Genomic DNA, 13081 nt, shown 5'->3' with positions numbered 1-13081 from the left:
AATTATTCAGCATTTAGAAATTTGTAAGGGTCCTTTTTGTCAAGGTTTTTCATATCCATCATTGGGTTCACATGTGACTGCAGCTCACTGTCAGCTTTCTCAATGTTCTTTTTGGTGGGTTCTCCCATTTGTCCTGTCTTGATGATGGTAATGCAGTCGGTACCGCCTATTGGGCAGGTAGCTTTACTGTCTTCCAGTAAAATATAGCCTCCGGGTGGGTCGTAGAGTTCTTTTTCATAATAACCGTTCCATTGTGTAACAACAGCAGAACAAGGGGTATTATTCTTTTTGGCGCATGAACCGAAAGTATTCTTTTCAAAAGTAGCTCCAATATCTTTATGAGTAGCTGCCAGTTTACTGCTACTCTCATGGTCATTCACATAATATTTGGTTTGCGTAAGTACCTTTAGCTTATCTGGTGCAGTGCCAAAATTGCATTTGCAGAGTGCTCCCTGTACTACTTTTTCTTTTAGTGACATTTTGGTGTGTTTTGGTAAAAATAAACCTTTTTATTGAACTGGTGGTTTCTACCAGTCATTTTCTATTCTTTCGAAATTATCAAATCCCCACTTATTAGGTGGTACCTTTACCAGACCTCCTGTAATAAAGGGACTGCTCTCATCCAGCACTTTATTTTTGTACTCATCTACCCCAATCTGGTATTGGGTATACTGTATTTTTTTAATAAAACTTTTCACTCCTTTTCTATCCTTGGAAAACACTTCAAAATAGGCTCTTGTATGCATGGGAAAATGATGATACAGATCATGATCAAAAATCACCTTTAATGTCATGAATAAAGGATTTTCCCTGGTATGCTCTTTGGGATAAAAATAATCGGGAGCCAATATTTCCAGACTTTCAAATTCTATCACAAAAGAATGGTAATCTGTAGGAAATTTATTGATGGTCTGTCTTCCTGAAAACTTCAAAGGTTCCTGATATGGAATAACAGCAAGATATAAATCCCTGGTTACGCTTCTGGTATCCCCGTAATGGATAAACTTAGGATGGAAAAAAAGATTCCAATACCAGTCATAACGCAGACTCTGTTCAATAAAGGTTTTATTTTGAAGTTTCTTTTCAAAGTTGGTGAAAAATTCGGTCAAATCATCACTGCTATACTTTTCGGATAACTTTGATTTTTGAATATTCCATCTTTCTAAAATCTTGTCGTAGTTGGTAATTTCACCCGTTCCTGTTCCTTTTTCATTCAGATCTATTTCAACAGGATAAACCGTTGCAGATAACGCCGACGAAATGATCTCACTGATCTGATCTGCTTCATGATGGTTATAAAATATATTTTCTTTATTCAGACTTAACACACCTTTACCATATTCTATGTTTAGATGGGCTGTCACTGTATAATCAATCCTTTTGGATGGACTTTCTTCATTACCCGAAAAGTATTTCACAGACACACCATATGTTCTCTGTTGAAGTCCAGAGGGCTTTATTTTGATGCTATTCAGCCTGCCTAGTATTTCTTTTTTGGATAATCTTATTTCTGACATTATTAACTCCTCGTGTTTCTATATCCTCAAAGTTAATAAATTTCTATTTTATCTGATTCTTTTGAAAAATAAATACAAAGAGCAAGTTAATATTATCTATTTGCCACCTAAATTAACTATTTAATAAAATTATATAAAGCCTCAAAAAACTTAGAATAGACTTCTATATGAGGAAGATGGCCTACGTTTTCAAGTTCTACCAATTGAGATTCTGTGATTTCATGTTGGGTTTTCTTCCCAAGCTCCTGATATTGTCCCATTTTAGGTTGAAGTTCTTTCGGTGCCCTATCTTTCCCTATAGCTGTTCTGTCTCTTGTTCCAATGATAAGCAAGGTGGGTATTTTTATATTTTTAAATTCATAGCAAACAGGTTGATTATAGATCATATCAGTGGTAAGAGCAGCATCCCACGCTACCTGCGGATAATCCTTATGAAGAGTCCACCCAGCAATAAGATCAAGCCATGGTTGATATTCTTCTTTCCATTTATTATCATAGTAGAATTTTAACTGATAGTTTTTATAAGTTTCCGCTGTATTTTTAAGCTCAGACTGGTAGGCCTGATCTATATTTTGGTATCCTGCAAAAGTTTTATAATCTTCCAGTCCAATTGGATTTTCCAAGATAAGTTTCTGAACTCTTTCCGGATAAAGCAACGTAAATCTTGTTGCAACCATGCCTCCCATTGAATGTCCTAAAACAATAGCATTTTCAATCTTCAGCTCATCCAAAATGGATTTTGTATTTTCAGCCAACTGTGAAAAAGAAAACTGATAGCTGTGAGGTTTTGAAGACTTTCCAAACCCAATCTGATCCGGAATAATCACCCTGAATCCTTTTGCTGATAAATCCTTGGCCGTTCTTTCCCAATAGGCCCCATTAAAGTTTTTTCCATGAAGAAGCATAATGGTTTTCCCATTAGATTTTTGTGGTTTCACATCCATATAGGCCATCTTCAAATTATTATCCTGAGATTTCAAATCTAAAAAATGAACCTCAAAAGGATATTGATAGTCTGAAAGCATCGCATCCAAAGGCTTTATCTGCGAATACATAAAACCCGGTGCAGCTGCTAATAGTATTGCCGCCATTACATTTCTGAAATACTTCATGGAATTTTCTTTAAGCTCCTAAAATTAAAAAAACCGCTCCAAAGGGAACGGTTTTCAACTGTTATTTTTAGTTAAATATTTTTTCTAAGATAATTCTGCCATTGAAACTTCTTTCTCTTTTTTGGACGGAAGGTTCATTAAAACAATAGCAAAAAGGATCAAAATAATTCCTACCCATTGTATTAAAAGTACTTTCTCACCCAATAAAACGAAAGCCATCGTTACGGAAACCGGAAGTTCAAGCGATGAAACAATACTTCCCAAACCTAAACCTGCATTCGGGAAACCAATATTGAATAAAATTGGAGGGATGATCGTTCCAAACAATGCTAAAACAAATCCATAGGTAAGGAAAATAGAATAATTAAAAGGATGAATATGCTCTGTATTGTCTGTAAAGTTCAGATAAAATGTTTTTAATCCATCAAAGTACATCGGTCCTATCTGTGCAAAGAATAGAAATGCAAAAACAACAATGGAACCACCTGTCAACATAATAAGACTCTTTCTGAACACCGGCAGATGCGTAGCCAGCGTATTTGAAGTAAACATCGTTAACGTATATGAAGCGGCCGCCATTAGTCCCCAGAATACCCCATGCCAATCCAGCTCTATATCCATATTGATAAGATTGGTTGCCAAGATCGTTCCTGCCAATACAATAACAACAGAAACCACTTTTCTTGCATTAGGTAGCTTTCTGGTAAGAATACTCTCTACCACAACACTGAACCATACCGATTGCATCAATAATACAATGGCAATGGAAACATTGATATACTGCACTGCGATATAATAAAACAAACTTGTTCCTCCCAATGAAGTTCCTGCAAGCATAAGCATTCTTAGCTCCTTGGAATTTGGCAGTGATAATTTCTGCTTAGAGGTTAATGTTTGGATAAAATTCAGGATCAAAAGTCCTGCAAGACCTAATACGAATTGGGAGGTTGTAACTTCAGAGGTTGTAAAACCATCATGATAAGCCATTTTCACAAAAGTGGCCAACATACCGTATATACTAGCTCCAATCCCTACAAATAAAACACCTTTTAGTATATTTTTCTTCTTCATAATTTTTTTAACAGCCTGCAAAGTTACAACATATAAATTAAAATGCCTTAAGGAGTAACTATGATAGATAAATAAAATCGCCACAAGCTTTGCTTGTGGCGATTTCTAAAATTGATTATATAAGTTAGTTATTTTTTAACAATCACTTTTGAATTGGCTTCAAAACCAAGTCCTTTCACTTTTACCATATAGGTACCGTTAACTAAACGATTTGTAGAAATTGCTTTTTTAGCTTCCGGTGAAATTTTATCTTCAGAAGATACTAGTTTACCAGACATATCATAAAGTTCTACGCTTACTTTACCAAGAGTCTTACTTGGAAATGTAATATAAAACTCGTCTCTTGCAGGGTTTGGATAGATAGAGATTTTGTTGTCTTTGATAGAAGTAACTTCATCAGTTCCAAGTGAAGCGCACGCTGCCGGTACATCAAAATTTTCTACCTGATCGTTAATATCTGTTTTAAGTCCTGCAGAAGCATTTACTCCTAAACCTCTTTTTGCAAAGACCTTCCATATCATACATTTATCCTGACCCTCTGTTGCTGCCAGCTCTGCTGCTAATATTGCATTTCTTCCGTCAATAAAGGTAGGATCACAAGTCTGTAGCTTAAGTCCGTCAACAATCAACTGCAATACTTTAGAACTTCCGTTTGTAGCATTAGCTGTTACATCCGATGAATACCCATATTTTTCAACATATTTCCAATGAAGATCCCATAGCATTGATGCCCATATAAATCCGATAGAATGTGAATCTGCAACCATTTCAGTACCATCAGCATACTCTAATCCATTTGTATCACCATAGGTAAATCCATTAACTGAGAAATCTGGAGAATATTTTGCTGGTCTAATCCCAACACCTGTTATTGGCTGCCCTATCGGGTAAGTTCCTATCCCTCTTGCTACAGAAGAATTATCTCCAGGTTTGTTAGTCACCATCAAAGCAAAGAAGTCCGACCACCCTTCACCCATTTGTTCTTTAGAATAGGTGGTATTAGTACCATAAGGTCTAGCATTTAGACAGGTATAGCCATCTCCAGTTAATCTGTTGGATATTCCATGGCCATACTCATGCGTAACAATACCATTATCAAAGCTTCCATCATATTTCGTATCAGCTTTCAATGTAGTATTTACGGATATATTTGCTGTGAGTTTATCTTTCATAAATATACCCTCAGCTTCAGTAATTAATATTGAAGGTATTGTAACTGTTGGAGAAATAACTCCATCTCCTGCCATATTACCAATGTTAGCACCGTTTACCGAATTGTTATAGATAATAGCTCCTATAGCTCCAGCTAATTGAGCATTTTTAACTTTCACAGCAAAACCACATGTTCCTCTTTGAATTAAGGCGATCTTACCCGTTAATTCACCCGCAGGAAGAGCGGTACAAGCATCCAACACACTTGATAATTTAACATCTCCTGTAATTCCTATATCATTAAGCTGAGAACCAAACTGAGCTATTCCAGCATCTACTATTCTAGAAGTAGCATCTGCAGGTGTATTATACCATGCTTTTCTATTAGATCCTAACCAAAGATACATTTGCATTACAGGGTTATAATTATCTGGGCCAGTAGCGAAATTTGCATTATTAAACCCTTTCCCATCCTGAGACTGGGCAAAAACTTCATCATCATCTAATCCTCCGTTGCCAAAATTATTACTTTGGAAATTTCTTGCAGGCTCAGTAAAACCAAACTTATAAAATATATCATGTATCATGTTACTGATATAAAACAAGTTGGTAGTAGCCGCAGATAAATTATTATATGTTAAGCCATTGGCGTCGTAAGCAAAATTAAAATTTCTTGTTGCCCCCCCATCAGGTGAAGTTCCAAAAGTAGCTTCATCATTATCTTTATCATCGTAAGCATATACGTTATTGCCTCTCGTGATCGTGTAATGGTTAGTCCCATTAGAATGCCAGCCTTCAGGTGAAGATGCTAAGATCCAAGGATTATTAACTATAGAACGCGGACCAAAAGTGGGTGCTTCAATTGGCAACGGGAATACGTTATAAGACGCATTATCCGGAGCTAGAAACAACATATTCTTTTTTTGGATATTATCATGAATATAAAAATCACGCTGTTGTGGCATAACATTTACCTGACTTTCACTATGTCCATAGGCATCATCGTGAAAGTTACAGGAAACATTCAGATTAATTTTACTAATAACTTCCCCATTATTAGCATCTATCAGAATACTCCAAGAGTCAACAGCATCTGGTTCTTTAAACAAAAATTCGTAAGCTAAACGAAGGTCCTTATTTTTATTATTTACGTAAACAAGTCTTTGCTTAGCCGAAAATAATCTATCAGAGCCTTTCTCAAAAAAACTTATTATCGGAAGAGTTGAAATTTTATCATTTCCTAAATCAGATGCAATTTTTTGAAGTGCTATTCTCTCGCTTATTGAAGCATTTTTAGGCGAAGCTGCAACATAGTCTTTTACAAAATTATCCGTATAATATGTTACTTTATTATCCTTAATAAGAGCTGTTGCTACTGAACTATAGACCGGTAAACCATTATAGGTCTGTATCAGCTTCACAACATTACCATTTAACGATTTTGACTGATCTACATTATCAACAATAAAATTATTGAGATCAGACTTCTTATATTCTCTTATTCTATTTTGAGAAATATAATCTTTAATAAGCCTTTCATTATCTTGTCCGAAAACAATAGCCGGAAATACAGAAAAAACGGCAAATAAAATAGGTAGAGTTTTATTTTTCATATCCATTATTAAAGCCACTAATCTACAAATAATTAGCAAACAAAAACGTATTTTATTTGCTGAAATTTCAAAAAAAACCACAAAATAAAAAACACATCGTTTTAATTGTAATTTAATATTTCACAATCCAAAGAATAGAAATTCAATAAGATGCCTACAATAGGATGTTTAGCTACAATTCTGAATTTATTTATTTCCTTAAATCATAATATTTCTGTTGAAGAAAAAATTTAAGTTTTAATAATATTTCCTTTAAATTTTAAGACGTTTTCCAAATCTTTTCCCTTGTTTTAAGTTTAAAATTCTCAATGTTGGGTTACAAATCTAGCTGTAAATGATAGCTATTCCATAGATTAACTTTGTTACAATAAAAAACAAAAAAAGCCGCTCAAATGAGCGGCTCCCTATTTATAAATGGTTTAAGGATTATTTACCTTCTTCCATTTTTCTTTTCAACTCTGCTAATGCATCGATGTCTCCAAGAGTAGATCTTTCTTCGTTGTTTGAAGAAGAAGATACGTTTCTAGAAGAAGATTCTTTAACGTTTTTCTTTTCTTCGTCTCTGAAGATACCTGTGTGAGAAACTACAACTCTCTTGAATTCTTTGTTGAATTCAATTACTTTGAATTGAGCATCTTCACCTTTCTTGATTTTAGATCCATCTTCTTTCTCTAATAATCTTGAAGGACAGAAAGCTTCAACCTCAGCATCTTCGAATTGTACAGAAGCTCCTTTATCGTGAACTTCTACAGCTTTACCAGCGTGGATAGTTCCCTCAGCATATTTAGTTTCGAATTTATCCCATGGGTTTTCAGTCAATTGCTTGTGACCTAGAGATAATCTTCTAGCTTGGATATCTAATTCAAGAACTACAACATCTAATTTATCACCTACTGCACAGAACTCAGATGGGTGCTTGATTTTCTTAGTCCAAGAAAGATCAGAGATGTAGATTAATCCGTCGATACCTTCTTCTAACTCTACGAATACACCAAAGTTAGTGAAGTTTCTTACAGTTCCTACATGCTGAGATCCTACAGGATACTTAGTTTCGATGTTTTCCCATGGATCTTTAGACAATTGCTTGATACCAAGAGAAATTTTTCTTTCTTCTCTATCTAAAGTTAATACTTCAGCTTCTACTTCATCACCTACTTTTACGAAATCTCCAGCAGATCTTAAGTGAGTAGACCAAGACATTTCAGAAACGTGGATTAATCCTTCTACACCTGGAGCAATTTCTACGAATGCACCATAGTCAGCAAGAACTACTACTTTTCCTTTTACTTTGTCTCCAACTTTCATGTCAGCAGAAAGAGCATCCCAAGGATGAGCTTCTAATTGCTTCATACCTAATTGGATTCTTGTTTTCTCATCATCGAAATCAAGGATTACAACTTTTACAGTCTGTCCGTCCTCTAGGATTTCAGATGGGTGGTTCACTCTAGACCAAGAAAGGTCTGTAATGTGGATCAATCCATCTACACCTCCTAAGTCAATGAATACACCGTAAGAAGTGATGTTCTTAACAGTACCTTCAAGAACCTGACCTTTTTCAAGTTGAGCGATGATTTCTTTTTTCTGACCTTCGATATCTGCTTCGATCAATGCTTTGTGAGAAACCACTACGTTTTTGAACTCAGGGTTGATTTTCACAACTTTGAACTCCATAGTTTTTCCTACGAACTGATCGTAATCTTTAATTGGCTTAACGTCAATTTGAGAACCAGGTAAGAATGCTTCGATTCCGTGAACGTCAACGATCATACCACCTTTAGTTCTAGATTTAACAAAACCGTTAACGATTTCTCCAGTTTCGTGAAGTTCGTTTACTTTATCCCAAGCTTTAAGCGTTCTAGCTTTTCTGTGAGATAATTGTAATTGACCAGTTTTGTCTTCTCTCTTGTCAACCATTACTTCTACCTCATCACCTACTTTTAGGCCTTGGTTGTAACGGAATTCGTTTAGAGAGATAACTCCTTCAGATTTGAAGTTGATGTCTACGATAGCTTCTTTGTCAGTTAATCTTACAACTCTACCAACTAAAACGTCATTATCGTTTAGGCTGTTAAGAGATCCGTTATAGATTTCTTCTAAATCACTTTTTTCTTTTCTCGCATCTGCATCAAGACCTGATTCAAATGAATCCCAATCAAATTGTTCTGGAGTTACGTTTTGGTTTAATAAAACCTCTGCTGAATTTGTCTCTTTTGACATTTTCTAATAAAATTTGTATTCCTTCTTTTTTAACGGTTTGAATAAATGCGGATTAAAAAATATGGAAGTAATTAATTATAAGTATTTTACTCATCAAACCTTTTCGCCACAAAAGTGGATGCAAAGGTATTATTTTTATTTGAGATAACCAAAGATTTTTCATTTATGAAATCACCCCATAAATAACTGAAAGTCAACACCTACTATTAGATCAACCAAGAAACAAGGAGCAAGATACCGCATACCATTCATCAGATTTTTCACCCTTTAAATGTTATCTTAATACCTAATATATATAGGATATGAAATAAAGTCGTACTAATTTATATAACCTATTACCCGTCACTACTATCTGCAACCTACCATCTAAAATCATTATCTTTGCACCATGGAACTACAATCAATCTATCAAAAACTGCAGATTCAGGATATGAATCAAATGCAGAAATCTACCTATAAAGCTACAGAAAACCAACAAGACGTTGTCCTGCTCTCTCCTACAGGATCAGGAAAAACACTTGCATTTTTATTTCCTGTTCTTAGAAATCTGAAAAAAGATACCTCAGGAATTCAGGCTTTAATTTTAGTTCCTGCAAGAGAACTAGCCTTGCAGATTGAACAGGTTTTTAAGGCTATGGGATCAGACTTTAAGGTTTCTGTTTGCTACGGCGGGCATGATAAAAAGATTGAGGTTAATAATTTAATTGAAGCTCCAGCAGTTTTAATAGGAACTCCGGGAAGAGTTGTCTATCATCTAAGAAATAATAATTTTGATCCGAAAACAATTCAGACGTTAGTTTTAGATGAATTTGACAAGGCTTTAGAATTAGGCTTTCATGAGGATATGGAATATATTTCCAATTCCCTGAAAGGGTTATCACAACGCATTCTTACTTCTGCAACAACGATGGATGAAATTCCAAAGTTCACAGGCTTAAAGAACGAAAAACTTGTTGATTTTCTAAAATTAAGTGAAGTAAAGCCAGATATTCAATTACGAAAAGTAATGACCATTTCTGAAGAGAAGCTGGACACGCTTTTTAACTTGATCTGTAAAATAGGAAACAAAAGAACACTGATTTTCTGTAATCACCGTGAAGCTGTTGACAGGATCTCTGAGCTTCTGCGTGAAAAAGGAATTGATAGAGAAACATTTCATGGCGGAATGGAGCAGGACGAAAGAGAACGTGCTTTACTAAAATTCAGAAATGATTCTGCAAGAATTTTAATTACAACAGATCTGGCATCAAGAGGTTTAGATGTTCCTGAAGTTGAATCTATTGTTCATTATCAACTGCCTCCAAAAGAAGATGCCTTCATTCATAGAAATGGGCGTACTGCCAGAATGAATGCAAAAGGTTTTGCTTACCTGATCATGACTGCGGAAGAAAATTTCCCATTCATTAAAAACAATACTCCGGAAGAAAGTGTAGCCGGTTTCAATAAAGTTCCTGAGAAAACACCTTTTCAAACCATTTATATCAGTGCCGGAAAAAAAGACAAGGTAAATAAGGTTGACATTGTAGGATACCTTCTTAAAAAGGGAGAACTGCAGAAAGAAGATGTTGGTATTATCGAAGTGAAAGATACGACCTCATACGTAGCGGTTTCCAGAAATAAAGTAAACACTCTTTTGAGAAAACTTCAGAATGAAAAACTGAAAGGTAAGAAAGTAAAAATGGAAGTTGCTTATTAGAAGCAGAGCAGCATCTTTATAAATAACAAAAGCCACAAAAGTTTTTCAATGCTTATGTGGCTTTTTTTGTGGTAAATTTTTCAGCACATTTACTTTACACCTCTTACTTTAGTTGGAAAAGTATAAACAGACTTTGAAGCAGTAATGAATAAGACATCATTATTTTCTCCTCCGAAAGTCACATTAGACGTCCATTTTTCAGGGATAGAAATGTGATAAATTTTCTTTCCGGAACGGTCAAAAACAGATACTCCATCTCCGGTTAAATAAAGATTTCCGTGTTTATCCAGAGTCATTCCATCTGAACCCATTTCACAGAATAATTTTTTCTCCGATAGCTTTCCTTCTCCTAAAATATCATACACATAGGTTTTTCCTGCATCAATATCAGATACGTATAATTTTTTCAGGGTTTCACTTCCTACAATCCCATTGGGCTGTGTGAATGTTTCGAGCTTAGTAATCTTACCAGCTTTATTTCTGTAATAGAGACTTTTATTGGAGATCTCCTGCTTAAAACCTACCCAATACTCTCTCTCATATAAAGGATCTGTAAAATACATTCCTCCAAAGGAATCATTCCAAACGTCATTGGGACCATTCAGTCTTTTCCCTTCAAATCCTTTGAACAAAACTTCTACTTTTTTATCCTTTGATATTTTCCAGATTTCTCCCTGATCATCTGAACAGGTAATCAGAAAATCATCCTTATCAAAATGGGTTCCGTTGGCACGTCCTGTTTTGTCTAAAAACTCTATTACCTTATTGGTTTTCCAGTCCCAATAATAAATTTTATCGTTGGGTTGATCCGTAAAATAGACATTCCCCTCTTTATCCGTTGATGGACCTTCTGTAAAGCTAAACTTATCCGAAACCATTTCCGGTTTTACTCCTCCATAAAACATTTTACTACTTTTTACTGATTGGCAGTTTACTAATGCGAAAACCAAACCAATCAGTCCTATTTTACAGATATTCTTCATACTTCATTTTTAAACCTGCAATTTACGACATGCTTAATGGGTTTCAAAAATATTTTCTCATTTTGAAACATTAATCTTTAAAATACACAATGTCCTAATTGTACTATTTTTGAAGTAGATCATATTAGTAGTTTATCAATATAATTCTGAGCTTTGCAGTAACAGAATCAGTAACTTTTTTTCATATAAAAGCCATTGTAAAAATGAGGCTGATCTGAATGAAAAATATTACCAAAATACTTTTATAGCATACAATAATGAGCGCAGAGTCCAACAACACCAAATCCTTGGAGATTGAAAATGAAGATTTCAGAAATTCAGTGGGAACAATGGATGAGACTGGAAAAAGAAAATGGATATTCCCCAGAAAACCAAAAGGTAAATACACGAATTATAGAAATTATACCAGCTATGTTTTACTTGCTTTATTTTTTGTCTTGCCTTTTATAAAGATTAATAATAATCCTTTTCTGCTCATTAATGTTATCGACGGAAGATTCTTTATCCTTGGGCAACCCTTTTATCTGCAGGACTTTTTCATCCTTGCACTAGGAGCTGTAACGTCAGTAATCTTTGTGATGCTGTTCACTGTAGTTTTCGGAAGAATATTCTGTGGCTGGCTTTGTCCGCAAACCTTATTTATGGAAATGGTATTCCGTAAAATAGAATATTGGATAGAGGGAGACAGAAATAAGCAGATGAAACTGGACAGACAGGAATGGGATGCAGAAAAAATAAGAAAAAGATTGACAAAATGGTCTGTTTTTCTTTTGATTTCACTCACCATTTCTCACTTCATGTTTATGTACATTGTAGGCTACGAGGATGTTTTCCGCATTATGACTCAAGGTCCGGCAGAGCATTCCCTTAAGTTTACGGCCATGATATTTTTTACCATGACATTCTATTTTGTATTTGCATGGCTTCGTGAGCAGGTTTGTACTCTGGTTTGTCCATATGGAAGACTTCAGGGGGTACTTATCGACAAGCAGACGATTAATGTATATTATGACTTTAAAAGAGGTGAAAACCGTTCAAAATGGAGAAATAATGAAGACAGAAAAGCAACGGGAAAAGGTGACTGTATTGATTGTAATCAATGTGTTGTAGTGTGCCCTACCGGAATTGATATCAGACACGGACAACAGTTGGAATGCGTTAACTGTACCGCATGTATTGATGCCTGCGATAAAGTAATGGAAAAAGTAGGATTACCTAAAGGTCTTATCCGATATGCAACGGAAGCAGAAATTGAAAATCGTGAGAAATTCAGCTTTACCCCAAGAATGAAAGCTACTACAGTAATTTTAGCTTTACTGGTAGGATTCCTTGGGTTCTTAATGTATGATCGTGGATCTATGGAAGCTAAGTTCATTAAGCCTGCAGGCTCTACATTCTTTATTAAAGACGGTAAAATCACCAATACTTTTATCTACACTCTTCTGAATAAATCTAACGAGAAAAAGGTATTGACAATTAAAGTCGTTAGTCCTGAAAATGCAGAGATTACCTATTTTGGTTCTGAAAAAATTATTTTGAAAGGAGACCAGATCCTAAAAGGAAACATCAATATCTCTTTCCCGGAAGAAAAAATTAAATTCTCTAAGCAAAACATGGTCATTGGTGTTTTTGACGAACAGGGAAAACTGGTGGATTCGTTTGAAACTACTTTTGAAGGTCCGTTTAAATTAGTATTATAGATTGGATAGAAACTTTAACC

9 protein-coding genes are annotated in these 13081 nt (G+C 35.0%); 2 read left to right on the top strand and 7 right to left on the bottom strand.

The features are described 5' to 3' along the window. Positions 1-2: 2 nt before the first annotated feature. The 6 genes from EG359_RS21555 to rpsA form a co-directional block, all read right to left on the bottom strand. The gene (locus tag EG359_RS21555) at positions 3-479 is read right to left on the bottom strand and encodes a DUF4280 domain-containing protein (RefSeq protein ID WP_076353903.1); all 477 of its coding nucleotides are present in this window, start codon (positions 477-479) and stop codon (positions 3-5) included. 48 nt (positions 480-527) lie between these two features. Next, positions 528-1517 carry a hypothetical protein gene (locus tag EG359_RS21550; RefSeq protein ID WP_076353901.1) on the bottom strand — a complete coding sequence of 330 codons (990 nt, stop codon included), beginning with the start codon at positions 1515-1517 and terminating at the stop codon, positions 528-530. A gap of 116 nt (positions 1518-1633) precedes the next feature. Further along, positions 1634-2629, bottom strand: a complete 996-nt coding sequence (locus tag EG359_RS21545; RefSeq protein ID WP_076353899.1) for an alpha/beta fold hydrolase — start codon at positions 2627-2629, stop codon at positions 1634-1636. An 84-nt stretch (positions 2630-2713) separates the two neighbouring features. Continuing rightward, positions 2714-3700, bottom strand: a complete 987-nt coding sequence (locus EG359_RS21540; RefSeq protein WP_076353897.1) for an EamA family transporter — start codon at positions 3698-3700, stop codon at positions 2714-2716. 128 nt (positions 3701-3828) lie between these two features. Further along, complete coding sequence (locus tag EG359_RS21535; RefSeq protein ID WP_228435038.1) at positions 3829-6465, bottom strand: T9SS-dependent M36 family metallopeptidase; 2637 nt, start codon at positions 6463-6465, stop codon at positions 3829-3831. A gap of 426 nt (positions 6466-6891) precedes the next feature. Beyond that, positions 6892-8682, bottom strand: coding sequence for a 30S ribosomal protein S1 (gene rpsA, locus EG359_RS21530; protein WP_076353893.1), 1791 nt, complete (start codon positions 8680-8682; stop codon positions 6892-6894). 388 nt (positions 8683-9070) lie between these two features. Between rpsA and EG359_RS21525 the strand changes: the two genes are divergently transcribed. Continuing rightward, a complete protein-coding gene (locus EG359_RS21525; RefSeq protein ID WP_076353891.1) occupies positions 9071-10378 on the top strand; it encodes a DEAD/DEAH box helicase in 1308 nt (435 codons plus the stop codon). Positions 10379-10467: 89 nt separating this feature from the next. Here the strand turns inward: EG359_RS21525 and EG359_RS21520 are convergent, their stop codons facing one another. After that, positions 10468-11361, bottom strand: coding sequence for an SMP-30/gluconolactonase/LRE family protein (locus EG359_RS21520; RefSeq protein ID WP_076353889.1), 894 nt, complete (start codon positions 11359-11361; stop codon positions 10468-10470). A gap of 257 nt (positions 11362-11618) precedes the next feature. On the opposite strand from EG359_RS21520, the gene ccoG reads away from it, so the two are divergent. Then, positions 11619-13061 (top strand): cytochrome c oxidase accessory protein CcoG, encoded by a 1443-nt coding sequence (gene ccoG / locus EG359_RS21515; RefSeq protein ID WP_076353887.1) that lies wholly within the window; start codon positions 11619-11621, stop codon positions 13059-13061. Positions 13062-13081: the final 20 nt, after the last annotated feature.

The sequence above is a fragment of the Chryseobacterium joostei genome (assembly GCF_003815775.1).
Taxonomy (GTDB): domain Bacteria; phylum Bacteroidota; class Bacteroidia; order Flavobacteriales; family Weeksellaceae; genus Chryseobacterium; species Chryseobacterium joostei.
The sequence above is the reverse complement of the archived record's forward strand: the minus strand, read 5'-3'. Positions and strand labels throughout refer to the sequence as shown.

What these genes read in the sequence shown, in the direction of transcription:
- ccoG (WP_076353887.1), top strand. Translation starts at nt 11,619, where the DNA reads ATGAGCGCAGAGTCCAACAACACCAAATCCTTGGAGATTGAAAATGAA.
- EG359_RS21550 (WP_076353901.1), bottom strand. Translation starts at nt 1,517, where the DNA reads ATGTCAGAAATAAGATTATCCAAAAAAGAAATACTAGGCAGGCTGAAT.
- rpsA (WP_076353893.1), bottom strand. Translation starts at nt 8,682, where the DNA reads ATGTCAAAAGAGACAAATTCAGCAGAGGTTTTATTAAACCAAAACGTA.
- EG359_RS21555 (WP_076353903.1), bottom strand. Translation starts at nt 479, where the DNA reads ATGTCACTAAAAGAAAAAGTAGTACAGGGAGCACTCTGCAAATGCAAT.
- EG359_RS21535 (WP_228435038.1), bottom strand. Translation starts at nt 6,465, where the DNA reads ATGAAAAATAAAACTCTACCTATTTTATTTGCCGTTTTTTCTGTATTT.
- EG359_RS21520 (WP_076353889.1), bottom strand. Translation starts at nt 11,361, where the DNA reads ATGAAGAATATCTGTAAAATAGGACTGATTGGTTTGGTTTTCGCATTA.
- EG359_RS21525 (WP_076353891.1), top strand. Translation starts at nt 9,071, where the DNA reads ATGGAACTACAATCAATCTATCAAAAACTGCAGATTCAGGATATGAAT.
- EG359_RS21540 (WP_076353897.1), bottom strand. Translation starts at nt 3,700, where the DNA reads ATGAAGAAGAAAAATATACTAAAAGGTGTTTTATTTGTAGGGATTGGA.
- EG359_RS21545 (WP_076353899.1), bottom strand. Translation starts at nt 2,629, where the DNA reads ATGAAGTATTTCAGAAATGTAATGGCGGCAATACTATTAGCAGCTGCA.